This is a genomic window from Curtobacterium sp. MCLR17_043 (assembly GCF_003224215.1).
GTDB lineage: Bacteria > Actinomycetota > Actinomycetes > Actinomycetales > Microbacteriaceae > Curtobacterium > Curtobacterium flaccumfaciens.
This window is the reverse complement of record NZ_QKLH01000011.1, coordinates 132,591-155,940: the sequence shown is the minus strand read 5'-3', so window position 1 is coordinate 155,940 and position 23,350 is coordinate 132,591. Positions and strand designations below refer to the sequence as shown.

Sequence of the window (23,350 nt, the reverse complement as noted above, 5' to 3'; positions counted from 1 at the left end):
CGACGCCGTCAAGCGCGGCCTCCTCGTCGGCACCGCCACCATCACCGCACAGATCAAGTAACACCCCGCACCATCACAGTCGGCCCGGACCACGCAGCAGCGCGGTCCGGGCCGACTTGCGTTGCGCGCCGTGCGTCGTGCGTCGGGTGGAACCGGGCGTACCTGCCGGTACCGGGCGTACCTGGTGGAACCGGGCGTACCTGGTGGAACCGGGCGTACCTGGTGGAACCGGGCGTGCCTGGTGGGTTCTTTCGTCCAGGTACGCCCGTTCTTGCGAACCAACGCGCATGCGATGGGAAAGAACGGGCGCACAGACGCACGGGAGGCCCGGTGCCAGCTGGCACCGGGCCTCCCGTCCATCTCGTGGTGGGCAGGGGCGGGGGCCGCTGCCGAGACTCGGTTCCGCGGACACGTTGCGGGTGCCGGGACCCGCGAGCTGTCCGGCAGGGCGAGACTCGGTCGGCCGCGGCCGCGGTCTCGCGCGCAACGAGCAACGCCCCGACCGGACCGGTCGGGGCGTTGCTCGTGGTGGTGCCGATCAGCGGATGATCGAGATGTTGTCCGCCTGCGGGCCCTTCTTGCCGGGCCCGATCTCGTACTGCACGTGGTCGTCCTGGGCGAGCGGCCGGGAACCGGTCGCCGCGACGATGCTGGAGAAGTGCGCGAACAGGTCCTGGGACCCGTCGTCGGGGTGGATGAAGCCGAACCCCTTGCTGTGGTCGAACCACTTGACGGTGCCCGTGGGCATGGCGGTCAGCACGGCGTCAGTGGATGCGCAGCTGCGCGACCATGGGGCACGCGAAGGGGTCGCGGGCGGCGAGGCCGACGCGGTTGAGGTACCGGACGACGATCCCGTACGAACGCAGCAGCGTCGTCTCGGTGTACGGCACGTCGAGGGTGTCGCAGTGGTCACGCACCAGCAGGCGAGCCTGCTTCAGCGCCGGACGCGGCATCGACGGGAACAGGTGGTGCTCGACCTGGTAGTTCAGCCCACCCATCAGGAACGACACCCACCAGCCGCCACGGATGTTGCGCGACGTGCGCACCTGGCGGGAGAAGAAGTCGACCTTCGCGTCGTGCGCGATCGTCGGCATGCCCTTGTGGTTCGGGGCGAACGAGGCACCCATCATCACGCCGAACACGGCCAGCTGCACCCCGAGGAACGCACACGCCATCCCGAACGGCAGGAACCAGAACACCACCGTCAGGTAGATCGCGAACCGCGCCACGAGCAGGGCGCCCTCGATGAGGCGGTGCTTCTTGTCGGCCTTGGTGCCGTTGCCGGTGACGATCGACATCACGGCGTAGCGGTGCAGGTTCAGGCCCTCGAGCGTGAGGAGGGGGAAGAACAGCCATCCCTGGAAGCGCATGAAGGTCTTCATGGCGCCGCCCTTGACGGCGGCGGCGTCCTCCGGCAGGAACCGGATGCCGTCGGGGGCGATGTCCGGGTCCTTGCCGACGGTGTTGGGGTTGCCGTGGTGGCGGGTGTGCTTGTTCATCCACCACGAGTAGCTGAGTCCCACCAGGAACGTGCCGAGCCAGCGGCCCGCACGGTCGTTCCACTTCTGGGACTCGAACACCTGACGGTGCGCGGCCTCGTGCGACAGGAACGCGAACTGCGTGAACAGCACGCCCAGCGCACCGGCCACGATGAGCTGGAACCACGAGTCACCGAGGAACGCGAACGCGACCCAGGTGAGGGCGAGGCTGCCGACGAGTGCGCCGAACAGTGCCCAGTAGAAACCGGTACGACGGCGCAGGAGGCCGTTCTCCTTCACCTGCGCCAGGAGCGCGGAGTAGGTCGAGGTGCCCTTGCGAGCCCCCGTAGCGGGACGAGTGCGGGTGTAACCCGGAGCGAGCGGAGTGGTGGTCATGTGGACCGCCTTCCGGTACGGATCGGTCCTTCAACCGGTTCGAGGGAGTTCACGCGATTGCGCTTGCGGCGACCCTAGGGGCCGAAGTTGCGTGTTCACCGTGGTGTCCAGAACACGTTGCGCGATGCACGAACTCAGCCCGCGTGGCGCTCCGGACCGTCCGCGCACCGACCGGACGATGCACGCAACGTCTGCCCCGGGTACTCCCCGAACCGGCGGAAGTACGTCCCCGAGAACCGCCCCAGGTGCCGGAAGCCCCAGGCCATCGCAGCCTCGCTCACACTCGTCTCCTGCCGGCTGCTGGACTCCAGCACAGCGTGCACCCGGTCGAGCCGCATCCGCAGCAGGAACGTCATCGGTGAGACACCGTGCTCCCGCATGAACGCCGTCTGCAGGGTCCGCGGACTCACGCCCACGGCGTCGCAGATGTCGGCGAGGCACAACGTCCGATCGCAGTGTCCGTCCAGGTACGCCTCGGCGAGCTCGACCGTCGACGGCGTCACCGCACGGCGGAGGACCGCGGGCGTCCGGACCCCGAAGGCTCCGAGTACGGCCTCGACCAGTGCGACCTGCGCACCGGTCCGTGCACCGGAGGTGAACCCGTCCCGCGTCGCGGTGACGGCCACCTGCTCGACGCACCGGCGCAGGTGTTCGAGGGCGGCGACGGCGGGCTCGGCACCCCGCGTCGGCAGTTCGGACGCTGCTCCCAGCGACGAGCGCACCTGGTCGAGGAGCGACCGGTCGATGCTCACGAGCTGCAGCGTGCCCTTCGGGGCGCGCACCGAGAACTCCCCGGACGTCGGCATCAGGACGGGCGTGCCCGGGCGGGTCTCGAGGACGACGCCGTCCTCGACGGCGATGTGGACACCTCCGGTGCTCGACCACCCGACGACGATGCGGTCGATGGGCTCGAAGACCCCGGAGAAGCCGGAGGTCGCCGACGCGGTGACGAGGCTCACGCAACCGTCCCGTCGGGTCCGGTAGCGGAACCGGAACGGCAGCCGGAAGGCGTCGTCCTCGACGTCGAAGCGCACGTCACGGCCGTGCCCGGCCTGGGCGAGCACGCGTGCGGCGAAGGCCCGGTCGGTACCGGATCGTTCGGTGCGGCGTCGCTGCGCGTCGATCCTCGCGGTGACGGTCCGGGCGGCGTCGGTCCCGTGGACCGCGGTCAGCACGGTGCCTCGTCGAAGCGCTGTCCGCAGCGGTGTTCGAACCAGGCGCGGGCGTCCTGCAGGCTCGCTCGCCGGTCGTGCTCGTGCAGCGCCGCCATGAGCGTGCAGTCGAAACCGTCCACCGTGCGCTCGATGAAGCCGAGGAGCATGTCGGGGTCCCCCCATGCAGCTGCGGCGTCGACCACCCGCCAGCACCCGGCGTCGACCGGCTGGACGCGGATGCCCGTCGGGTCCGTCGCGGCGAGCGCACGGATCCGATCGGTGTGGACGACCTGCTGCCAGACGGCGGCCTCGGTCATCACGGTCGTGGATCCCTGGCGGTGTCCCATCGCGCCCTCCCTGTCGGTTCGATGTGGCGCATCGCTTCGACCGCGATGCACGAGACACTTTCAGTATCGACAGGACGATTCCGGTCATGTCAGGGGTTGACTTCGTGCCGCGCAAGGTGGATCCTCCGTCGCCTCGATCGGTGCCCTGGGAGCGCGCCATCGGCGGGTCCCGTACGGTCGGCGCATGAGCGACGGGAGCAGCGCGACCCAGGACGGCCCGCCCCGACTCTCGCGAGCGGTCCGGGATGCGATGCGGTTCGTCCACGAGCAGGCTGCGACCCACATCACCGTCGCCGACGTCGCCGCGGCCGTGCAGCTGTCGCCGCGGAGCCTGCAGAAGCGGTTCCAGGCCGAGATCGGGCAGTCCCCGGGAACCTTCCTGCGCGCCGTGCGCCTGGAGGGTGTCCGTCGCGACCTGCAGGAAGCCTCCGGTGCGCCGGACCGGCGGACGATCGCGGAGATCGCCGAACGCTGGCAGTTCAGCAACGCGGGCCGGATGGCTGCGGCGTTCCGTGCGGCGTACGGCATCGCGCCCTCGTCGGCGCTGCGGTCCTTCGTTCCCGAGGACGACGAGGACGGCGCACCGAGCCTGTCGGACCGGAACCAGCGGCGCTTCCGCCTGGTGCTCGACTGCGAGGTCGACGTCGACGACGCGAAGGCGGTGCTCGCCGGTGCGCTGCAGCGAGCGGGGGCCGGTCCGTGGCGGGACTACCGGCCGGACGGCGGCAGCGAGGACCTGATGGCGTTCCTGCTCGGCAACGCGGTGCGGACGGTGGTGCGCGAGACCTCCGGTGTGACGCTGCTGGCGCTGGACGCGATGCTCCGGGTGCAGGACGAGCAGGGGTCGTACCCGCCCGCAGAACTCCCCGCCTGGCGCGCCGGCCCACCGCCGAACACGCCTGCGCAGTCCGGATCGTCCGACACCGACCAGCGCGTACGATCGACAGACGGCAGGGAAGGCGCCCATGGATGACGCATTCGAGCGTGCACTCCGTGCGCTCCGGTCGGCGGAGATCGCCGACGACGAACTCAGTCGGCCGCTCGCGCTCGCGCTGCCGATGGGCGGTGTCTCGATCTCGACCTTCGGTGACCTGTGCCCGAGCGAGACCGTGTCCGCGACGGACGAAGTCGCCACCCGCGTCGACGAGATCCAGTTCGACCTGTCCGAGGGTCCCTGCTGGGCCGCGCTCGCGACCGATGCCCCGGTGCTGGAGACCGACGTCGTCCGTCGACCGAACTCCGCGTGGCCCGCATTCAACGAAGCCGTCCGGAGCGAACCCGTCGGCGCGGTCTTCGCGTTCCCGGTCGCCTTCGGGCCGTTCCCGCTCGGCGCGATCGACGTGTACGTGCCGCAGCCCGCGACGATCGAGGGCGACACCGTGCGGCAGGCCATGACCCTCGCCTCGGCCGTCAGCCGCCGGGTCCTGCGCCGGGCGCTCCGCTCCATCGCGGACGGGGACGACGCCCTGCTCGATCGGAGCCCGTCGTCGCGGCGCGTGGTGCACCAGGCCACCGGGGTCGTGCTCGCGCAGCTCGACATCAGCCCCGAGGACGCCTACCTGCTGCTGCAGGGCCACGCCTTCGCCCGCCGGACGACGATGCGGCGGGTGGCGGAGGAGATCCTCGACGGCACGGTCCGGTTCGAGAAGCGAGGCGACCTGATCGAGGAGGTCCAGTGACGACGGCAGGCCGAGAAGCACGGATCCTCGAGACGTTCACGTCGCTCGCCGACACCCTGGTGGACGCCTACGACGTCGTGGAACTGCTGCAGACCCTGGTCGAGACGTGCGCCGACGTGCTCGGCATCGACGCCGCCGGCATCCTGCTCGCGAACGACGATCAGGAGCTCGAGGTCGTGGCCTCCACCTCCGAGGCGACGCGGCTCGTCGAGGTGCTGCAGCTCGACGCCGAGGCCGGCCCCTGCATGACCTCGTTCGCAACCGGACGGGTCGTGACGTGCCCGGACATCGAGGTCGCCCCGGCGGAGTGGGCGATGTTCCGCACGGGTGCGCTCGCGCTCGGGTTCCGGTCGGTGCACGCCGTCCCGCTCCGGCTGGGGAGCAACGTCATCGGCACGCTCAACCTGTTCGGGGCCGGCGTCGGTGCCCTCGCGGAATCGGACCTGCGCGTCGCCCGCGCCCTGGCCGACGTGGCGACGATCGGCATCCTGCACGAACGCTCCCTGCGCGAGCACGAGGTCGTCCGCGCGCAGCTGCAGCGGACCATCGGGTCGCGCGAGGTCATCGAGCAGGCCAAGGGCGTCGTGTCGTACCTGCGCGGCGTCTCGATCGAGGACGCCTTCGCGGTGATCCGCGGGTACGCGCTCGAGCACCACGAGCCGCTCTCCGAGGTCGCCCGCGCGATCGTGCAGCGCCGACTCGTCCCCTGACGACCGCGGGCGAGCAACCCCGACCGCGGGCGAGGACGCACGACCGCGGGCGAGCAACCACGGCCCCCTCCGCCCGCTACGGTGAGCGGATGGGCAAGGTCACGCTGCAGGACGTCGCCGCGCACGCCGGCGTCTCGATGAAGACCGTGTCCAACGTCGTCCGTGGCTACCAGCACGTCAGCGACCCGATGCGCAGCCGGGTGCAGGCCGCCATCGACGAGCTCGGGTACCGCCCGAACGTCTCGGGCCGGTCCCTGGCGACCGGACGCTCGAACATGCTCGCCTTCGCGTTCCCCGACCTGCGGCGTCCGTACTTCGCCGAACTGGCCCACGTGTTCTCGCGGGTGTGCGCCGACCGCGGCTACCAGCTCCTGCTCGAGGAGACCGGCGGCGACCCCGACGGTGAACGCTCGGCGGTGCGGGGACGCGAGGCCGGTGTGGTCGACGGGGTCGTGATCCACCCGCAGGTGCTCACGCCCGAGGCGATCGACCGGATCCGCGGCGACACCGCCGTGGTGTTCCTCGGCGAGGACGTCCGGCCCCCGCACGCCGACCAGGTCGTCATCGACAACGCCGGGGCCGCCACCGAGGCCGTCGCGCACCTCGTGGCGCTCGGCTGCCGCCGCATCGGGTTCTTCGGGCACGAGACCGGCCCGTCGTCGCGCACGTCCGGACTGCGTCTGGACGGCTACCGCGCCGGACTCGTCGCCGCGGGCCTGCCGCTCGACGACGCATTGCTGGTCCCCCGCGAGGTCGGCGACGCCGCCGGTGCCGAGGTCGCCTTCGGCGCCGCGCTCGACGCCGGGTTGCGGGTCGACGGTCTGCTCTGCCGCGACGATCTGGCTGCACTCGGGGCGCTCCGGGCGATGCGCCTGCGCGGCCTGGACGCCCCCGGAGACGTCGCCGTCGTCGGGTGGGACGCGGTCGGACTCGGGTCGAGCCTGGTGCCGAGCCTGACCTCCGTCGCGCCCGACACGGTCGCCCTCGCCGACACCGCGCTCGACCTGCTGGTCGAGCGGATGGACGGCTCCGACGTGCCCGGCCGGCTGGTCACGGTCGGCCACCGCCTGCTCGTCGGGGAGAGCGCGCCGTACGCGGACGGCACGTCCGACCGGGCGGCGCACCAGGGCGCCTGACGACGGACGGGAGGCCCGTGGCGGTGCCGCCACGGGCCTCCCGTCCGGAGTGTGGCCGACCCCAGGTCACGTGGCGGGCCCGCCACCCCTCCCTCGCAGGCTCGGTCGGCGCGACACCGCTGAGCGTGCCGCGCCCGTCCGCAATCCCCCCGTCGCGTGCCGTCAGCGGCCTGCGGGAGCCGACTCCCCCGGGTGCACGCTGCCGAGCAGCTCGACGACGACGTCCCGCAGGGCGTCGGGCAGCCCGACGGTGCCGAGCTCGACGATGCGGTCCGCACGCGGCAGGTCCTTCGCCACGACCTCCCACGCCTCGAGCTTCTCCGGGTTGCCGGCCTGCGCGCCCTCGAGGACCCGCCGCACGGCCTCCCGTGCGTCGACACCGACGACCGGAGCGCCGACCAGCGTGACCGATCCGCCCGACGCCGAGTCGACGGACACGTCGACCGAGAACCGGTCGGCCGAGCGTGCCGAAGTCGGTTGCCCGTCGGCCGGTGCGGCGAGGAACGTGATCCGCCAGTCGCGGTGGGCGGGGACGACGTCGAGGGCCCCGGCGGTGGCGTGCACCCGGAACTCGGCGAGCTCGGGGTCCCAGGTCAGGCGGGTCCGCGCGGTGCGGCTGCCCTCGCCCTCGTGGTCCTCGACCAGGGTGAAGTCACCCGCCGCACCCGGTGCGACGAGGACCTCGAACGCCGTCGGGTTGACGGTGGCGTCGAGCTGATCGGCCGCGGCGAGCGGCAGGATCCCACCGGCGCGCAGCAGGACCGGCACCGTGTCGAGCGTGCGGTGCAGGTCGACGAACCGGTCGCCCGCGTACACCGTGCCGGTGAAGACGTCGGTCCAGGTGCCCGGCGGCAGCCAGGCCCGGGCGACCCCGTGGCGGCTGACCGGGTCGCGGGGTACGACGATCGGGGCGACGAGCAGCTCCGAACCGAACGCGTAGGTGTTCGGCACCCGGTACGCCTCGTCGCGGCGCGGCTCCAGGTGGTAGAGCGGCCGGACCAGCGCGGTTCCCTCGGCGGTGCCGTGGTTCATCGTGTGCAGGTACGGCACCAGGCGGTGACGGAAGCGGAGTGCCTCGCCCATCGCGGCGCGCGCCTCGGCCGGGAACACCCACGGCTCCTTGCGGATGAACGGGTTGTTCGCGGAGTGCAGGCGCATGATCGGTGAGAACGCCCCGAACTGCACCCAGCGGGTGGCGAGCTCGTCGTCGCGGACGCCGCGGGTGTGGCCGCCGATGTCGTGGCTCCACCAGGGGTAGCCGATGTTCGCTGCCGTGGCGGTGAACTCGGGCTGGAACGCCAGGGACGCCCACGACACGACGGCGTCACCGGAGAACCCGACGGCGTACCGGTGGCTGCCGGGGCCGGCGTAGCGCGAGAAGGTCATGCCGTCGACGGGGGCTGCAGCTTCGTCTGCGTCTGCGTCTGCGTCTGCGCCTGCGCCTGCGCCTGACGCGGCGTGTCGCGCCGAGTCGAGCAGGTGGAAGTGGTTGAGCAGCCACAGCGGGTCGACCCCGGGCATCCCGGTCTCACGACCCTGCTGCCAGTCGATCCACCAGAAGTCGACGCCCTGCTCCTCGAGCGGGCGGTGCAGCTGTTCGAAGTAGGCCTGCAGGAACCGCCGGTCCGTCGGGTCGAACGGGATCGGCTGCTCGGTCTCCGGGTCGACGCCCATCGCCCGGGCCACCGCGGGGTAGGCGTCCTCGAACGCCCGCACGCCGTCGGCCGGGTGCAGGTTCAGCGTCGTGCGCATCCCCCGGCGGTGCAGTTCGGCGAGGAACGCACGCGGTTCCGGGAACAGCGACGGCTCCCACGAGTACCCCGTCCAGCCGTTGCCGAAGCGCGGCGGGACCGAGTCCACCCGGTGCCAGTCCATGTCGATGACGGCGACCGAGAACGGCAGGTGTTCGGCGGCGAAGCGGTCCAGCAGCTCGAGGTACGAGGTGTCGCTGTACGGGTGGTACCGGCTCCACCAGTTGCCGAGTGCCCACCGCGGCATCCGCGACGGCGGCCCGGAGACCGCGTGGTAGGTGCGCAGCGCGGCGTCGTAGTCGCGGCCGTACGCGAAGACCGTGACGTCGCGGCGCCCGGGGACCCGCGTGCCGATCCAGCCGTCGTCGGCGAACAGGAACGACTCGCTGTCGTCGAGCGCGGTGATGCCGTCGCGGGCCAGGATCCCTGGTTCGAGCGACATCCGGCCGTCGACGTCGTCGAGGGTGCGGCCGGTGCCGCCGAGGTCGCGCGGCTCCTGCCCCCAGCGCCAGCGATTGGCGTCCGGGCCGGTGGTCTCGACGACCAGGCCGCTCGGGCTGAAGGGACGGCCGTCGTAGCGCAGGCGGGCGCGATCGGTGGTGACGACGACGCCGGCGGTGCCGGTGCCGGTGCCGTCGGCGTCGGCGCCGTGGCCGTCGGCGGCTGCCGTCTGCTCCACGGTGAACGCCGGCACGGGCAGGCGGCGGCGCATCGCGAAGGTCGATGCGCGGTCCTCGAACCCGCCGTCGTCGCTCCACTCGATGCGGAACGCCCCGGCGTCGAGCACAGAGATGCGCCAGTGGTCGCCGGTGACGACGGCTGCGGGGTCGGCGACCGGGTCCGAACCCGGGAACGGACGGATGGTGGGAAGGACGGCGCCGGTGGTGCCGGTGGTGCTGCTGCTCACGTGGTGCCTCTCAGCTCTTGACCGCGCCCTGCGTCACGCCGCTGATGACCCAGCGCTGCGCGAACAGGTAGACGATGATCGTGGGCGCCATCGCCATCAGGTACGAGGCGAAGGCGACGTTGTAGTTGGTGCCGAACTGACTCTGGAAGATGTTCTGCACCACGGGCAGGGTCTGCAACCCCGGATCCGCCGTGATGAGCGACGGCATCATGAAGTCGTTCCACGATGCCAGGAACGCGAAGATGCCGACCGTCGCGTTCATCGGGCCGAGGAGCGGCAGGATGATCCGCCAGAAGATCTGCCACGTGGACGCCCCGTCGATGCGGGCGCTCTCCTCGAGTTCGACCGGGATCGACCGCAGGTACGCCGAGTAGAGCAGCACGCTGAACGACAGTTGGAACATGGCGTGCAGGATCCCGACGCCGATCGGGTTGTCGAGGCCGATCTCGGCGGTCAGCTTGATCTGCGGCAGCGCCACCACCGGGAACGGCAGGAACATCGCCGCGAGCAGGTAGACGAACGAGTACCGGAAGAACCGCTTGTGCCAGTTCCGGACGATCGCGTACGAGGCGAACGAGCTGAGCAGCAGCGTCGCGACGACGGTGAGCGCCGCGACGCCCAGGGACACCGAGAAGGACACCGGGAACCGGGTCAGCTGCCAGGCCTCGGCGAACGAGCCCGGGTTGAACGGGAACGGCAGTGAAAGGGCGTTGCCGTCGACGGACTGCTCGGTCGTCTTGAACGCCATCGAGAGCGTCACGTACAGCGGGATGAGCACGGTCAGCGACGCGAGACCGAGGACCACGGTCAGCGTCCAGTTCGTGCCGCCCAGTCGTCGGCGGTGGCCGCGGCCGGAGCGACCGGCGCCGCCGGTGGTCACGGCGCGGGTGTCGGTCGGGGGTCGTGTGTCGATGGCGGTCATGCGAGTCGCAGGTTCCTTCCGCGGGTCGCCGCGAGCTGCAGCACGGAGATGAGGACGGTGATGATGAAGAACACGGTCGCGTTCGCCATCTGGTAGGCGTAGTCGCCGCCGGTGAAGCCGCCGAAGATGGTCATCGCGACGCTGCTCGTCGCGCTGCCGGGGCCGCCGTTGGTCAGGCCGACGATCACGTCGTAGGCGCCGAGGTAGCCCTTCACACCGAGCACGGTGTTGATGACGATGAAGCCGCCGAGCAGCGGGAGCGTGATCGAGCGGAGCTGCTTCCAGCCGGTCGCGCCGTCGAGCGCACTGGCCTCGTACAGCTCCTCGGGAATGGACGTCAGCCCCGCCGTGTAGATGAGGAGCGCGCCGGGCACGGTCTGCCAGGCGGACACGATCACGATCGCGAGCCAGGCGAGGTTCGGGTCGCCGAGGATGCTCTGCTCGAGCGGGCCGAAGCCGACGCTGGTGGCCAGGGCCGGCACGGTGTTCGAGAACAGGAAGTTGAACACGTAGGCGACGATGATCCCCGAGATCACCATCGGGATGACGAACACCGACCGCAACCCGGCGGCGAACCGGATCTTCTTCGCCAGCGCGATCGCCAGGGACAACGCGACGACCTGCGTCACGACGACGGTGACGGCCGCGAAGCCGAGCGTGAAGCCGTACGACGCCAGGATCGCCGGGTCGGAGACGAGCGCCTTGTAGTTCTCGACGCCGATGAAGTCCCACTGCCCGAACCCGAGGTAGTCGGTGAAGCTGTAGAAGACACCGACGCAGGCGGGGGCGACGACGAACGCCGTGAACAGCACGAGGGCCGGCACGAGGAACAGGTAGTACATGCCCTCGGTGCGGCTGAGGGAACCGACACCGCGGGAACCGACACGGCGGTGCGTGCGGGCGGCAGCGGTCGCCGGTCCGGAGGTCTCCGGGTCGGTGTCGCGGGAGAGCGGGGTCTGCATGGTCATGGTGACTCCTGTGTCCTGGTCCGGCTCAGACCGTCGCGGAACGGCCGGCGAGCCGCCGCCAGTCCGAGTCGAGCCGCTGCAGCATCGAGGTGAAGTCCCCGCTCCGGATCGCCGACTGCAGGTAGTTGCCGAGCGGGATCGACGTGGGGATGAAGGTGCCGGCGCCCTGGTAGAACGCGGCGTCGTCGACGTACTGCTGCAGGCCGGCGAGGCGCTCGTCCTGCTGCGGGGGTGCGTCGATGCGGGGCGAGTACGCCAGGTTGTCGCGGTTGTAGGCGTCGATGACCTCGGGCTGCATGAGGAACTCGACGAGCTCCTTCGCCTGCTCCGGGTGCTCGGACGCCGTGGGGATCCAGAGCCCGAGGTCGATGTTGACCCGGGCCTTCCGGTCGGCCGGGTCGTTCGACACCGGCAGGGCGAAGGTGCCGACGGGCAGCTTGTCGTCGATCAGCGCGATCTGCCCGAGCGCCCACGGGCCCTGCAGGTACATCGCGGCCTCGCCCTTGCCGAACGCCAGGTTGCCGTCGGCGTAGGCCCGGGTGGCGTGGTCGCGGTTGAAGAACGACGAGATGGTCTTCGCGCGCTCCATCGGCACCGCGAAGTCCTTCTCGAACGACACCTCGGAGTCCGGGCCGACGTCGGCGCCGAGGGCCTTCATCTTCCGGAAGAACGAGCCGGTGTCGACGAGGCTGCCCACCGAGTAGTCGAACAGGCCCTGCCAGAGCGTCCAGGTGTCCCGGTCGGTGGCGTAGATCGGCGTGACGCCAGCCTTCTGCAGTGTCCGGCAGACCTCGACGAACTCGTCCCACGTCGTCGGGACCGGCAGGTCGTGCTCGGCGAAGATGCGCTTGTTGTAGATCACCCCGGCCGCCGCGAGCGAGTACGGCAGCACGCTCGTGCGGTCCTCGAACTTCGCGTACTGGTTCGTCAGGGTGTCGATGTCCGGTCGGACCCGCGCTGCCGACGGCAGGTCGCTGAGGTCGCTGAGCACGCCGCGCGAGATGTACCGGGCGAGCTCGAGGTTGTCGTTGAAGCACCCGACGTCCGCCGGTTCGCCGCGGACGAACTGCGGGGCGATGGCCGACGTGCTGTCGTGCACGACCGACAAGCCGGTGTGCTCCCCCTCGAACCGCCGCAGCAGCTTGTCGAAGTACGCGATGACCTCCTGCTTCTGCTCGTAGAAGCGGAGCGTCGTGGCACCACCGGCGGCACGCCCCGGGGTCGCGCACCCGGCGAGCGCCATCGTGCCGAGTGCGATGCCACCGGCCGCGCCCGCGAGGAACCCCCGCCGGCTCACCGCCGCCTGGAGTGTTGCGGTCCTGCTTCCCACCATCGGGTCTCTCCCTCGTCGCGCATCGTCGCGCAGGCTCCTGTTTACAGCGCTGTAAAGCGTACGTCAACGTTGTAATCGCATGTGGCAGTGGTCAGTGCGCCCCACGGACGGGAGGCACGGTGCCAGCCCGCCCCGCGCCTCCCGTCCGCCGCGCAGCGCGTCCACCGCCGCGCGCCGCCGCCCACCGGGACGGACACGGCGCGGAGCTGGCAGGATCGTCTGATGGCTGAGGACGAACGGGACATCGCACTCCGGGTGGGGCACGAGGAGCTCCGCATCCGCGGGGTCTACGAGACCATCAGCATCATCAACGACGTGATGGTGGCGCTCTGGTTCATCGTCGGTAGCGTCCTCTTCTTCTCCGAGACCACCACGACGGCCGGCACCTGGCTGTTCCTGATCGGGAGCATCCAGCTGCTCATCCGTCCCGTCATCCGGCTGTCACGGAGGCTCCACCTCGCCCGGGTCGGCCGGGGGAACCCCACGGAGTCCGCGCGCGATTTCTGAACCACGACACGCCTGGGCGAACACACAGGAACGCGAGCAGGCACCATGGAGGGATGGCAAGCACCACTCCTCCCCTGCCCGGACCCGTGACCACGACGCCGCAGTTGCGGCGGTGGGTGTTCTGGCCCGCCGCCGTCATCGTGCTGGGGTTCGTGGCCTTCACCCTGATCTCCCCCTCCACCGCCGAGGCGCTGTTCCTCGGTCTGCAGGACGGCATCGTCAAGAACTTCAGCTGGTACTACGTGCTGATCGCCGCGTTCTTCGTCGGCTTCTCGCTGTTCGTCGGCTTCAGCCGCTTCGGTGACATCAAGCTCGGCAAGGACCAGGACGAGCCCGAGTTCTCGACCGGATCGTGGTTCTCGCTGCTCTTCGCCGCCGGCATGGGCATCGGCCTCGTGTTCTACGGCGTCTCCGAGCCCCTCAGCCACTTCGCCTCCCCGCGCCCCGGCGTCACCGGCACCGAGAAGGAGCTCGCACAGCAGGCACTGACCCAGACGTTCCTGCACTGGGGCCTGCACGCGTGGGCGATCTACGTCGTCCTCGGCCTCGCTCTGGCCTACGCGATCCACCGTCGGGGTCGCCCGGTGTCGATCCGCTGGGCCCTCGAGCCGCTGCTCGGCAACCGCGTCCGCGGTGGCTGGGGCAACCTGATCGACGTGATCGCCCTGGTCGGCACGCTGTTCGGTGTGGCGACCTCGCTCGGCCTCGGCGTCATCCAGATCGGTGCCGGACTCGAGAGCGCCGGCATCGCCGACAGCAGCATCGTCAGCCAGATCGCGATCATCGCGGTGATCACGGCCGTCACGATCGTCTCGCTCGTCACCGGCGTGACCAAGGGCATGAAGATCCTGTCGAACTTCAACCTGCTGCTCGCCGCCGCGCTGCTGCTGCTCGTGCTCATCGTCGGCCCGACGCAGTTCCTGCTGCGGGACTTCGTGCAGTCGATCGGCTCCTACCTGCAGAACATCGTCGGCCTGTCGTTCAACGTCACCGCGCAGCAGGGCGCCGAGGGCGAGGCCTGGCAGGGCGCCTGGACCACCTTCTACTGGGGCTGGTGGATGTCGTGGGCGCCGTTCGTCGGTGTCTTCATCGCTCGCATCTCCAAGGGCCGCACGGTCCGCCAGTTCGTGTTCGGTGTCCTGCTGGTGCCGACCGCGCTCACGTTCCTGTGGTTCGCCGTCCTCGGTGGCACCGCGATCCACCGCCAGACCGACGGTTCGGGTGGCCTGATCGGCTCGGACGGCTCGGTCGACATCGAGGGCTCGCTGTTCGCGGTCCTCGGCGACCTGCCCGCCGGCATGGTCCTGACCTACGGCGCGATCCTGCTCATCGGCGTGTTCTTCGTGACCTCGTCGGACTCCGGCTCGCTCGTGATGGCGATGATCGCGTCGGGCGGTGACATCGAGCCGAAGAACTGGCTGCGGGTCTTCTTCGCCGGTGTCGCTGCACTGCTCGCCGTCGCCCTGCTGCTCAGCGGTGGACTGAACGCCCTGAAGACGGCGGCGATCACGACCGCGTTGCCGTTCAGCATCGTCCTGCTGCTCACCTGTTGGTCGACGATCATCGCCTTCACCCGCGAGCGCCGTGCCTACGACAAGGCCGAGCGCGAGGTGTTGCTCGAGCACGTCGGCGCCTACTACGGCCTCGAGGTCGAGGCACCGACCGAGCGTCCGGCACGGTCCGGCCTCGGCCGCCCCTGGGCCGCGGTGAAGAACCGCGTGCGCGGCGGCCGCGGAACCGCGGCCCCGACGGTGGGCGCGGGCGCGCTCGACGACTTCCCGGTGCGGCCCGAGTCGGTCTCGGCCGACCCGGCGGTCGACCCGAGCCTCGACGCGCGACCGGCAGCGGACGACGGGCCCGCGACGGAGCAGCCGGAGCGCTGACGAGCCGCGCGGCGCGCGCGGTGTGGTGCGAGGTTCCGTAGTCGGTGCGACGAACGTGCCCTCGCACCAGAGACGGAACCGCGCACGGGCCGTCGACGCGACCACCTGACGGACGGGAGGCACGGTGCCAGCTGGCACCGTGCCTCCCGTCCGTCGTCCGTCAGGTGTCGGTCCGTGCGGACGCGACCTCGAGGGTCACGACGACCGCCACCACGGCGAGCGCCGTGACCGGCAGCGACACCGCCGGCACCGCGATCGACGCGAGGACCACGAGCACCAGGGCCACCACGACGGCGTTGGCCCGTGCCGACAGCGACGGCCGGATCGCGAGTGCCCAGATCGACAGCACGAACACGGCGACCGGCACCGCGACGGTCGCGGCGACCGAGGCGGAGGACAGCTCGACGTGTCCGGCGTCGGCGCTGACCGCGACCTCGATGCCGGCGGGCAGGGCACCTGCGGCGGCGAAGACGAAGTAGTGGCCGTAGCCGAACACGAGCGCGGTGGGCAGCGAGCGGATGTGCGCGTGCTGCTCGCGTGAGAAGTAGATCCACCACATGCCGACGGTGATCACCAGCCCGCAGCCCGCGAGCGCCAGCAGGGCTCCGAGGTGCTCGGTGTGCGAGAGGGCGTCGATCACCGCGCCGGCCGAGGCCACCAGCCCCTCGCCGAGGACGATGAGGGTGAACAGGGAGAACCGTTCGGCCAGGTGCCGGGTGTGCCAGGGGGCCGTCCCCGTCGAGGTCTGCGCCCAGATCGGCACGGACAGCTCGGCGAGCACGAGGAACGGTGCCGCGTACCCCCAGACGTCGTCGGGCAGGGCCAGGGAGAGCACCCAGAGCAGCTGCACGACCGTGATGCCGACGGCGTGCAGGGTGGCGGTCCGGCGGTGGCGGGTGGAGGACGCGGCGGCGCGGATCCACTGCCCGACCAGGGCCAGCCGCATGACGACGTAGCCGATGATGCCGATCGTGAAGTCGTTCTCGACCATGGCCGCGTGCACCCCGGCGGCGAGGACGAGCACCCCGGCCATCTGTACGAAGGTCATCACGCGGTAGAGCCAGTCGTCGGTGTCGAACGACGTGGCGAACCACGTGAAGTTCATCCAGGCCCACCAGATCGAGAAGAACACCAGCCCGTAGGCCAGGACGGCGGAGGTGACGTGTCCCTCGAGCTCGATCTCGTGCAGGTTCGTCGCGGCGAAGCCCACCGCGACGACGAACACCAGGTCGAACAGGAGCTCCAGGGGGCTCGCCGCCCGGTGTCGCTGGTCGGGGTCGCGCGGCACCATCCGGCGCAGTCCGATGGTCGTCATCTCCGGCTCCTCAGCGCTGTTCGGAGCGCTGTTCGCGCAGGTAGGTGAGCACCGCACGGACACGACGGTTGGCGTCGTCCGGTGTCAAGTCGAGCTTCGTGAACACGTTGCCGACGTGCTTGGCGACGGCGGCGTCCGACAGGTGGAGCGCCGCGGCGATGTCGGCGTTCGAGGCGCCCTCGGCCATGTGCGTCAGCACGGTCCGTTCGCGTTCGGTCAGGCGGGACAGCGGGCTGGGTGCGGCGCGGCCCCCGGTGAGGTGCCGGACCACCTCGGGGTCGACCACGACGCCGCCGTCCGCCACGGTCTCGAGCGACCGGAGGAACGCCGGCACCTTGCCGACGCGGTCCTTCAGCAGGTAGCCGACACCGCCGTTGCCGTCGTCGAGCAGGTCCTGCACGGAGGCGTCCGCCACGTACTGGGACAGCACCACCACGGGCAGCCCGACGTGCTCCCGGCGCAGGGCGATCGCGGCACGCAGCCCGTCGTCGGTACCGTCCGGGGGCATCCGGACGTCGGTGAGCACGAGGTCGGGGGTCTCCCCCGCCGCGACGAGGGCGGTCACGCCGGACACCAGGCCGACGGCGTCCTCGGCGGTCCCGACGACGGCGTGCCCGAAGCGTTCGAGCAGGCTGACCAGACCGGCACGCAGGAGGACGGAGTCCTCGGCCACGAAGATCTTCACGAGCGTCATTGGATCACGAGTCGGTGCGGTCACGCTCGCGCAGGGGCACGGCCGCATCACGCAGGGGCACGGCCGCATCGCGCGGCGGCACCGCCTCGGCATGCAGCGGCACCGTGAACCGGAGCGCCGTCGGGCCGCCCGCCGGGCTGTCGACCACGAGCGTCCCGCCGAGCACCGCCGCACGTTCACGCAGACCGTCGAGCCCACCGCCGGGCATGGGCACCGCACCGCCCGTCCCGTCGTCCACCACCTCGAGCCGGAACCATCCGTCCGCTGCCCCGGCGGTCACCGACACGGCGTGGGCGGCACCGTGCCGGACGGCGTTCGTGAGCGCCTCGCTCACGACGAAGTACGCCGCCGTCTCGGTCCGCGCCGGCAGCCGCTCTGGCAGGTGGACGTCGACTCGGACGGGCAGGGGCGAGCGCGCGGCCAACTCGTCGACCGCGGCACGGAACCCGTGGTCCACGAGCACCCGGGGATGGATGCCGCGCACGCTGTCCCGCAGCGCCCGGACGGCGTCGCCGACGTTGTCGGTGATCCGGTCGGCCGTGGTGCGCAGTGCGTCGAGGTCGGGTCGGTCCCGCTCCGCGGCCGCGGCGACGGCCGCGTCGAGTTCGACGACGAGCAGGCCGACGTTCATCGCGAGCACCGTGAGCTGCTGCTGGGCGCCGTCGTGCAGGTCGCGTTCGATGCGCCGGCGTTCGGCGTCGAACCCGTCGAGCAACGCCTGCCGGGAGTACGTGAGCTCCTCGACGCGCTGCTCGAGCACCTCGGCCCGGCCGGAGAGCAGCGTGCGGGCGATCGACACCTCGGCGAGCGCCAGGGCGGCGAACCCGTAGAGCGCGACGACGAGCACCGCCATCGACCCGGCCAGCACGACCGGTGCGGCGAGGTGCAGCCCGGCAACCGCGTTCCCGATGACGTCGTCGGGCCGGGGTGCGCCGCCGATCGACGCGCGTACGGCGAGCACGAGGGCGACCAGCGTCAGCACCAGGAGCGCGAACCCGGCGGCGGCGAAGGCGGCGAACACGACCAGGTGCCCGAGTTCGCGCCAGACCACCTGGTCGCGGAGTCTTTCGCGGATCCCGCCCGGGCGGTTCCGGCGGACAGCACGGGGGTCGGCGATGCGCGGCTCGCGGATCACGACCGGGTGCCACCGCTCGAAGCGGGCGATCAGCACGGCCCAGAAGGGGGCGACGAACCAGGTGGCCACCACCGGCGCCGCGAGGACGAGCCCGAGTGCGGCGGTCAGGGCGACGAACAGCACCGACCGCCAGGGGGTCGACGAGAGGAGGAACCGCCACGGCGCGATGCGCCAGTGCGGCTGGTCGGGGCGGGTCGCGCTCGGCACGTGCCCACGGTAGGGGCCAGCGCGGCTCGGCACCACCGCCCGTGCCGAGACCCGGCGCGGATACGTCGAGTGACGGATGCCGCCGTCGGCGTCGACGAGCGACCGTTGCTCGGAACCCATCCAGATCGAGGAACAGGAAGCACATGACCACCACCCCCATCGAGACCCTCGGCATCATCGGCGCCGGCAACGTCGGTGCGCAGATCGCCCGCCGCGCGATCGCCATCGGTCTCGACGTCGTCCTCGCGAACTCCCGCGGGCCCGAGACGCTCGAGTCCCTGATCGACGAACTCTCCCCCGGTGCCGGAGCAGCAACCGTCGCCGACGCCGCCCGGGCCGGTGACGTCGTCGTCGTCTCGATCCCGATCAACGGCTACCGAGACCTTCCTGCCGAGGCGTTCGCGGGCAAGGTCGTCGTCGACACCGGCAACTACTACCCGGAGTTCTTCGGACCGGTGGAAGAGCTCGAGCAGGGCGCGGTACCGACCACCTCCGAGCTGCTCCAGCGGTCGCTGCCGGACGCCCGGGTCGTCAAGGCGTTCAACAACCTCGGCGCCGCCGACGTCACCACGGACGGGTCCCCCGCGGGCACGCCGGGGCGCCGAGCGCTGACCGTCGCCGGGGACGACGCGGACGCGAAGGCCGTCGTCACCGAGCTGCTCGACCGGTTCGGGTTCGACGTGGTCGACGTGGGGACGCTCAGTGAGGGCTGGCGGTACGAACGCGACCAGCCGGCGTACGGGGTCCGGCACGACCGGGCCGGCATGACCGCCGCACTGGCGGCAGCGGCTCGCCGCTAGCCCGCGGGCGACACCTCGGGCGCCGCCTGCGCCTCGGGGTCGTCCCGCACCGCAGCCGCGACGAGCGTGTCGAGCAGCCCTGGCCAGCGCGCGTCGAGCGCGTCTCGGCGCAGCTGCACGGCGTGCTCGCGCCCCGTCACACGCGTCCGGGTCAGCCCCGACTCTCGCAGCACCTTGAAGTGGTGCGAGAGCGTCGTCTTGTGGATGTCGAGCCGGTAGTCGGTGAGGTTGCACGGGTGGTGGTCGCCGTCCGACAGCCGCTCGATGATCACCAGTCGCGCGGGGTCACCGGCCGCCCGGAGCACCCGCACCAGTTCGAGGTCCTCGACGGCGGGCAGGGGGAAGGGGTCGTGCCCGACCGTCGACTCTTCGTTTGACATGCATCAAACCTATCAGGGATGATCCCAATGGTTTGATGCTTGTCAAACAATGCCGAGGCAACGGCCTCGACGCCGAAGGAGTGACCACCGTGCCCACCACCACCGACCCCCACGTCACCGACAACCGCGCCGCGATCCGCGCCGACCGACCCCCGGTCGGCCGGATCGCGATCGTCACCGCGGACCGCGTCGAGGACGTCGAGTTCTTCTACCCCTACTACCGCTTCGTCGAGGCCGGCTACGACGTCGACGTCCTGACGCCCGACGGCGGGACCCTCACCGGGTACGTCGGCCTGTCCCTGCGGACCGGGCTGCAGCGCGTCGCGGACGCCACCGCCGAGCACTACGACGCGGTCTTCATCCCCGGCGGCCTGGCCCCGGCCGAGGTCCGGACCGTCCCCGAGGCCCTGGCGTTCGTCCGGGACTTCGCCGCCACGGGCCGACTCATCGGCTCCGTGTGCCACGGACCCCAGGTCCTGGCCTCCGCCGGGCTGGTCGACGGACGCAGCCTGACGTCCTGGCACGAGGTCGCCGACGAGGTCCGTGCAGCGGGCGGCACCTGGATCGACGAGCCGGTCGTCGAGGACGGCCAGTTCGTCACCGCCCGGAAGCCCGGGGACATGCCGCAGCAGCTGGCCCGGATCATCGAGCGGCTCGCCACGGCACGGACGGAGCGCGACGATGTCTGACCCCGTCCGCACCCCCTTCTCCGCATCCGCCACCGCGGCCGACGTCCTCGCCGGCGTGGACCTGCACGGCCGCCGGTACCTGGTGACCGGAGGCGCCTCCGGCATCGGCGCGGAGACCGTGCGCGCCCTCGCCGGCGCCGGAGCCGAGGTCGTCGTCGGGGTGCGCGACACGGCCCGCGCCGCCGCGGCGTTCGCCGACCTGGAGGCCCGTGGCCGGGTCGTGCCGCGAGCGCTCGACCTCAGCGACCTCGGTTCCGTGCGCCGCTTCACCGACGCGTGGCAGGGCCCGGTCGACGGGGTGGTCGCCAACGCCGGCGTGATGGCCCTGCCCGAGAAGCAGCTCGCCGCATCGGGCTGGGAGATGCAGCTCGCGACGAACCACCTCGGCCACTTCGCCCTGCTGCTCGGCCTGCGGGAGCACCTGTTCGCGGCCGGGTCCGCGCGGGTGGTGACGGTGAGCTCGACCGCGCACCTGCGCTCCCCGTTCCACTTCGAAGACCCGCACTTCGCCGTACGTCCGTACGACCGGTGGACCGCCTACGCGCAGTCGAAGACGGCCGACGTGCTCCTCGCGGTGGGCGTCGCCGACCGCTGGGCGGAGCACGGCGTCACCGCGAACGCCGTGATGCCCGGCTGGATCACGACCCGGCTCCAGCGCCACCTCGACGACGCGACGCTCCGGGCGATGGGCGCGCTCGACGACGACGGCAACCGGATCGAGCAGCCGTTCTTCAAGACGCCGGCGCAGGGCGCGGCGACTTCGGCACTGCTGGTCGCCTCCCCGCTGGTCGCCGGCGTGACCGGGCGGTACTTCGAGGACAACCAGGAGTCACCGGTGGTCGACGACGGCACCGGCCACGACCGCGGGGTGGCGCGGTACGCGCTGGACCACGGCGACGCGGAACGGCTCTGGACGCTGGGTACCGGATACGTCACCTGACGGATGCTGCCGGGACGGGCCTCCTGTCAGCGTGGAGCACGCCACGCACCATCCGTCACCAGCGACCAACGAGGAGCCCACCATGACCGGAAACCCGAAGCACATCGCCCTGGAGCCCGCCGCCCAGGAGTTCGTCGACGCGACGTCGAACCCGCCGTTCCTGAACGACCTGCCGCCCGCCGAGGGGCGCAAGGCGGTCGACTCCGTGCAGGACTCCCCCATCTTCAAGCCCGAGGTCGACGAGGAGTGGCTGGAGATCGAGGGCGGTCCCACCGGCACCGTGAAGATCCGCCTGGTCAAGCCGGCCGGCACCACCGCGAACCTGCCCGTGATCCTGTACGTGCACGGTGCCGGCTGGGTCTTCGGCGACGCCCACACCCACGACCGCCTGGTGCGCGACCTCGCCATCGGGTCGAACGCCGCCGTCGTGTTCCCGGAGTACGACCGCTCGCCCGAGGTCGGCCACCCGGTCGCACTCGAGCAGTCGTACGCCGCGGCCCAGTGGGTCGTCAAGGAGGGCGGCGACAAGGGGCTCGACGCCTCGCGCTTCGCGGTCTCGGGTGACTCGGTCGGCGGCAACATGGCGATCGCCCTGGCACTCCTCGCCGCCGAGCGCGGGGACGTCGAATTCGTGAAGCTCGTCGCCTTCTACCCGGTGACGAACGCCGCGTTCGACACCGGCTCGTACGAGGAGTTCGCCGAGGGCTACTTCCTCACCCGCGCCGGCATGCAGTGGTACTGGGACCAGTACACGACCGACGAGGCCGTGCGTGCCCTGCCCACGGTGTCGCCGCTCCGTGCGCCGCTCGAGGTGCTCGCGACCCTGCCCGAGACCCTCGTCATCACCGGCGAGGCCGACGTGCTCCGCGACGAGGGCGAGGCCTTCGCGGCACGCCTGCGCGAAGCCGGCGTCAAGGCGACGAACGCCCGGTTCGGCGGCATCGTCCACGACTTCGTGATGGTGAACGCGCTGCACGACACCGAGGCCGCGAAGCACGCGCTGATGCTCGCCACCGCGTCGCTCCGCGCAGCCCTTGCCTGAGCAGGAGCACGGCCGCGCGAGCACCCCGGAGACGCTCGAGACGCTCGTCGCGCGCGAGGAGATCCGCACCCTGCTGGCAACCTACGCCCGCGGGGCCGACCGTCGCGACGCGGTGCTCGAGGCGTCCGTGTTCACCGAGGACGGGGTCGTCGTGCTGTACGACGGCGACCCCTCCTCGCACGATCCGGTCGACACGATCCACGGCCGGGAGCGCCTGGCCGAGACGTTCGGCGGACTGATCGCGCAGTATGAGGTGACGACGTACCTCAACGGCCAGTCCACGATCCGGTTCACGGGGCCCGACACCGCCGAGGGCGAGACGTACTGCGTCGCGTTCCACGTGCTGCACGACGGGGACGAGCGGGTGCTGCTGACGATGTCCATCCGCTACCTCGACCGGTTCGTGCGAGCTGACGGGGCGTGGGCGATCGCGCACCGGGACCTCGTCTTCGACTGGACCGACCGGTCCCCGTCGCACACTTGACGAAGATCGCCACCACCGCACCCCGACACCGACCGACCACCGACCACCGACCACCGACGGAGACACGATGTCGCAACCGCTCGAATCGCTCATGCACGCCAACCTGTTCGAGGTGTTCGGGGAACGCGACCCGGACCGCCGCCGCGCCGCCATCGAACGGACGTACGCCCCGGACGTCGAGTTCCTGGACCCCGACGAGGTCGTCACCGGCCACGACGCCCTGCACACCAAGGCGCAGCGCCTGCTCGACGAGGCCCCCGGGTTCGTGTTCTCGCCGGCCGGCCCGGTCTCCGAGAACCACGGGATGGGGTACCTCGCCTGGCACTTCGGACCGGAGGGGCAACCGCCCGTCGTGTCCGGGATGGACATCTGCTTCGTCGAGGGCGACGTGATCGCGAAGGTCTACACGCTGCTGACCAGCTGAACCCACCCGCAGACGCCCGACCCGGCGCAGCGTCACACACCCTGCGATGATGGTCGGGCGTCTGGACGG

Annotated in this window: 24 protein-coding genes; 12 read left to right on the top strand and 12 right to left on the bottom strand. The window is 71.3% G+C overall.

Features of this window, described 5'->3' with window-relative positions:
• Positions 1-538: 538 nt before the first annotated feature.
• The 4 genes from DEJ03_RS12355 to DEJ03_RS17985 all read right to left on the bottom strand — a co-directional run bounded on the left by DEJ03_RS12355 (position 539) and on the right by DEJ03_RS17985 (position 3,375).
• Positions 539-748: a cold-shock protein gene (locus tag DEJ03_RS12355; RefSeq protein WP_071405807.1), complete on the bottom strand. Its 210-nt coding sequence runs from the start codon at positions 746-748 to the stop codon at positions 539-541.
• Between the two features lie 16 nt (positions 749-764).
• Positions 765-1,874 carry an acyl-CoA desaturase gene (locus DEJ03_RS12350; protein WP_110864824.1) on the bottom strand — a complete coding sequence of 370 codons (1,110 nt, stop codon included), beginning with the start codon at positions 1,872-1,874 and terminating at the stop codon, positions 765-767.
• Between the two features lie 134 nt (positions 1,875-2,008).
• Positions 2,009-3,049 carry an AraC family transcriptional regulator gene (locus DEJ03_RS12345; RefSeq protein WP_181422699.1) on the bottom strand — a complete coding sequence of 347 codons (1,041 nt, stop codon included), beginning with the start codon at positions 3,047-3,049 and terminating at the stop codon, positions 2,009-2,011.
• Positions 3,043-3,375: a hypothetical protein gene (locus tag DEJ03_RS17985; protein ID WP_181422698.1), complete on the bottom strand. Its 333-nt coding sequence runs from the start codon at positions 3,373-3,375 to the stop codon at positions 3,043-3,045. The genes DEJ03_RS12345 and DEJ03_RS17985 overlap by 7 nt, the downstream gene beginning before the upstream one ends.
• Before the next feature lie 184 nt (positions 3,376-3,559).
• Here DEJ03_RS17985 and DEJ03_RS12340 point away from each other — a divergent pair, with 184 nt between their 5' ends.
• From DEJ03_RS12340 to DEJ03_RS12325, 4 genes are all read left to right on the top strand, one after another.
• On the top strand, positions 3,560-4,348 hold the full coding sequence (locus tag DEJ03_RS12340) for a helix-turn-helix transcriptional regulator (RefSeq protein WP_110864822.1): 789 nt from the start codon (positions 3,560-3,562) through the stop codon (positions 4,346-4,348).
• Entirely contained in the window at positions 4,341-5,054 is a 714-nt protein-coding gene (locus DEJ03_RS12335) for a GAF and ANTAR domain-containing protein (RefSeq protein ID WP_110864821.1), read from the top strand. The genes DEJ03_RS12340 and DEJ03_RS12335 overlap by 8 nt, the downstream gene beginning before the upstream one ends.
• Positions 5,051-5,764 (top strand): GAF and ANTAR domain-containing protein, encoded by a 714-nt coding sequence (locus DEJ03_RS12330; RefSeq protein ID WP_071405801.1) that lies wholly within the window; start codon positions 5,051-5,053, stop codon positions 5,762-5,764. The genes DEJ03_RS12335 and DEJ03_RS12330 overlap by 4 nt, the downstream gene beginning before the upstream one ends.
• An 89-nt stretch (positions 5,765-5,853) precedes the next feature.
• On the top strand, positions 5,854-6,900 hold the full coding sequence (locus tag DEJ03_RS12325) for a LacI family DNA-binding transcriptional regulator (RefSeq protein ID WP_110864820.1): 1,047 nt from the start codon (positions 5,854-5,856) through the stop codon (positions 6,898-6,900).
• A 162-nt stretch (positions 6,901-7,062) separates the two neighbouring features.
• Here DEJ03_RS12325 and DEJ03_RS12320 read toward each other — a convergent pair whose 3' ends face one another.
• From DEJ03_RS12320 to DEJ03_RS12305, 4 genes are read right to left on the bottom strand one after another with little or no spacing between them, the layout of a single operon-like run.
• The gene (locus DEJ03_RS12320; protein ID WP_110864819.1) at positions 7,063-9,558 is read right to left on the bottom strand and encodes a TIM-barrel domain-containing protein; all 2,496 of its coding nucleotides are present in this window, start codon (positions 9,556-9,558) and stop codon (positions 7,063-7,065) included.
• Positions 9,559-9,568: 10 nt separating this feature from the next.
• Entirely contained in the window at positions 9,569-10,480 is a 912-nt protein-coding gene (locus DEJ03_RS12315; protein WP_110859353.1) for a carbohydrate ABC transporter permease, read from the bottom strand.
• Entirely contained in the window at positions 10,477-11,448 is a 972-nt protein-coding gene (locus DEJ03_RS12310) for a carbohydrate ABC transporter permease (RefSeq protein ID WP_110864818.1), read from the bottom strand. Before DEJ03_RS12310 ends, DEJ03_RS12315 begins: the two co-directional genes overlap by 4 nt.
• 25 nt (positions 11,449-11,473) lie before the next feature.
• Positions 11,474-12,745 carry an ABC transporter substrate-binding protein gene (locus DEJ03_RS12305; protein WP_110864817.1) on the bottom strand — a complete coding sequence of 424 codons (1,272 nt, stop codon included), beginning with the start codon at positions 12,743-12,745 and terminating at the stop codon, positions 11,474-11,476.
• Between the two features lie 258 nt (positions 12,746-13,003).
• Between DEJ03_RS12305 and DEJ03_RS12300 the strand changes: the two genes are divergently transcribed.
• Positions 13,004-13,288: a YrhK family protein gene (locus DEJ03_RS12300; protein ID WP_110864816.1), complete on the top strand. Its 285-nt coding sequence runs from the start codon at positions 13,004-13,006 to the stop codon at positions 13,286-13,288.
• A 53-nt stretch (positions 13,289-13,341) separates the two neighbouring features.
• On the top strand, positions 13,342-15,171 hold the full coding sequence (locus tag DEJ03_RS12295; protein ID WP_258370805.1) for a BCCT family transporter: 1,830 nt from the start codon (positions 13,342-13,344) through the stop codon (positions 15,169-15,171).
• 160 nt (positions 15,172-15,331) lie between these two features.
• On the opposite strand, the gene DEJ03_RS12290 is transcribed toward DEJ03_RS12295, so the two are convergent.
• From DEJ03_RS12290 to DEJ03_RS12280, 3 genes are read right to left on the bottom strand one after another with little or no spacing between them, the layout of a single operon-like run.
• Entirely contained in the window at positions 15,332-16,486 is a 1,155-nt protein-coding gene (locus DEJ03_RS12290) for a low temperature requirement protein A (RefSeq protein ID WP_181422697.1), read from the bottom strand.
• A 10-nt stretch (positions 16,487-16,496) separates the two neighbouring features.
• A complete protein-coding gene (locus DEJ03_RS12285; RefSeq protein WP_110864814.1) occupies positions 16,497-17,180 on the bottom strand; it encodes a response regulator transcription factor in 684 nt (227 codons plus the stop codon).
• 4 nt (positions 17,181-17,184) lie between these two features.
• Positions 17,185-18,522, bottom strand: a complete 1,338-nt coding sequence (locus DEJ03_RS12280) for a histidine kinase (RefSeq protein WP_181422696.1) — start codon at positions 18,520-18,522, stop codon at positions 17,185-17,187.
• On the opposite strand from DEJ03_RS12280, the gene DEJ03_RS12275 reads away from it, so the two are divergent.
• Positions 18,411-19,322, top strand: coding sequence for an NAD(P)-binding domain-containing protein (locus DEJ03_RS12275; protein ID WP_309146895.1), 912 nt, complete (start codon positions 18,411-18,413; stop codon positions 19,320-19,322). The genes DEJ03_RS12280 and DEJ03_RS12275 overlap by 112 nt on opposite strands.
• Here the strand turns inward: DEJ03_RS12275 and DEJ03_RS12270 are convergent.
• A complete protein-coding gene (locus DEJ03_RS12270; RefSeq protein WP_110864811.1) occupies positions 19,319-19,702 on the bottom strand; it encodes a helix-turn-helix transcriptional regulator in 384 nt (127 codons plus the stop codon). The two genes, DEJ03_RS12275 and DEJ03_RS12270, sit on opposite strands and share 4 nt — an antisense overlap.
• 89 nt (positions 19,703-19,791) lie before the next feature.
• Between DEJ03_RS12270 and DEJ03_RS12265 the strand changes: the two genes are divergently transcribed.
• The 5 genes from DEJ03_RS12265 to DEJ03_RS12245 all read left to right on the top strand — a co-directional run bounded on the left by DEJ03_RS12265 (position 19,792) and on the right by DEJ03_RS12245 (position 23,281).
• Positions 19,792-20,391, top strand: coding sequence for a type 1 glutamine amidotransferase domain-containing protein (locus tag DEJ03_RS12265; protein WP_181422695.1), 600 nt, complete (start codon positions 19,792-19,794; stop codon positions 20,389-20,391).
• A complete protein-coding gene (locus tag DEJ03_RS12260; protein ID WP_110864809.1) occupies positions 20,384-21,331 on the top strand; it encodes an SDR family NAD(P)-dependent oxidoreductase in 948 nt (315 codons plus the stop codon). Before DEJ03_RS12265 ends, DEJ03_RS12260 begins: the two co-directional genes overlap by 8 nt.
• A gap of 82 nt (positions 21,332-21,413) precedes the next feature.
• Positions 21,414-22,373 (top strand): alpha/beta hydrolase, encoded by a 960-nt coding sequence (locus DEJ03_RS12255; RefSeq protein ID WP_110859342.1) that lies wholly within the window; start codon positions 21,414-21,416, stop codon positions 22,371-22,373.
• Positions 22,366-22,857, top strand: a complete 492-nt coding sequence (locus DEJ03_RS12250; protein WP_110864808.1) for a nuclear transport factor 2 family protein — start codon at positions 22,366-22,368, stop codon at positions 22,855-22,857. The genes DEJ03_RS12255 and DEJ03_RS12250 overlap by 8 nt, the downstream gene beginning before the upstream one ends.
• Before the next feature lie 67 nt (positions 22,858-22,924).
• Positions 22,925-23,281 (top strand): nuclear transport factor 2 family protein, encoded by a 357-nt coding sequence (locus DEJ03_RS12245; RefSeq protein ID WP_258370800.1) that lies wholly within the window; start codon positions 22,925-22,927, stop codon positions 23,279-23,281.
• Positions 23,282-23,350: the final 69 nt, after the last annotated feature.

Bases quoted from the DNA above. Each gene is read 5' to 3' on its own strand.
- DEJ03_RS12245 (WP_258370800.1), top strand. From the start codon at position 22,925: ATGTCGCAACCGCTCGAATCGCTCATGCACGCCAACCTGTTCGAGGTG.
- DEJ03_RS17985 (WP_181422698.1), bottom strand. From the start codon at position 3,375: ATGGGACACCGCCAGGGATCCACGACCGTGATGACCGAGGCCGCCGTC.
- DEJ03_RS12335 (WP_110864821.1), top strand. From the start codon at position 4,341: ATGGATGACGCATTCGAGCGTGCACTCCGTGCGCTCCGGTCGGCGGAG.
- DEJ03_RS12350 (WP_110864824.1), bottom strand. From the start codon at position 1,874: ATGACCACCACTCCGCTCGCTCCGGGTTACACCCGCACTCGTCCCGCT.
- DEJ03_RS12270 (WP_110864811.1), bottom strand. From the start codon at position 19,702: ATGTCAAACGAAGAGTCGACGGTCGGGCACGACCCCTTCCCCCTGCCC.
- DEJ03_RS12315 (WP_110859353.1), bottom strand. From the start codon at position 10,480: ATGACCGCCATCGACACACGACCCCCGACCGACACCCGCGCCGTGACC.
- DEJ03_RS12310 (WP_110864818.1), bottom strand. From the start codon at position 11,448: ATGACCATGCAGACCCCGCTCTCCCGCGACACCGACCCGGAGACCTCC.
- DEJ03_RS12255 (WP_110859342.1), top strand. From the start codon at position 21,414: ATGACCGGAAACCCGAAGCACATCGCCCTGGAGCCCGCCGCCCAGGAG.
- DEJ03_RS12300 (WP_110864816.1), top strand. From the start codon at position 13,004: ATGGCTGAGGACGAACGGGACATCGCACTCCGGGTGGGGCACGAGGAG.
- DEJ03_RS12355 (WP_071405807.1), bottom strand. From the start codon at position 748: ATGCCCACGGGCACCGTCAAGTGGTTCGACCACAGCAAGGGGTTCGGC.
- DEJ03_RS12285 (WP_110864814.1), bottom strand. From the start codon at position 17,180: ATGACGCTCGTGAAGATCTTCGTGGCCGAGGACTCCGTCCTCCTGCGT.
- DEJ03_RS12325 (WP_110864820.1), top strand. From the start codon at position 5,854: ATGGGCAAGGTCACGCTGCAGGACGTCGCCGCGCACGCCGGCGTCTCG.
- DEJ03_RS12340 (WP_110864822.1), top strand. From the start codon at position 3,560: ATGAGCGACGGGAGCAGCGCGACCCAGGACGGCCCGCCCCGACTCTCG.
- DEJ03_RS12260 (WP_110864809.1), top strand. From the start codon at position 20,384: ATGTCTGACCCCGTCCGCACCCCCTTCTCCGCATCCGCCACCGCGGCC.
- DEJ03_RS12290 (WP_181422697.1), bottom strand. From the start codon at position 16,486: ATGACGACCATCGGACTGCGCCGGATGGTGCCGCGCGACCCCGACCAG.
- DEJ03_RS12295 (WP_258370805.1), top strand. From the start codon at position 13,342: ATGGCAAGCACCACTCCTCCCCTGCCCGGACCCGTGACCACGACGCCG.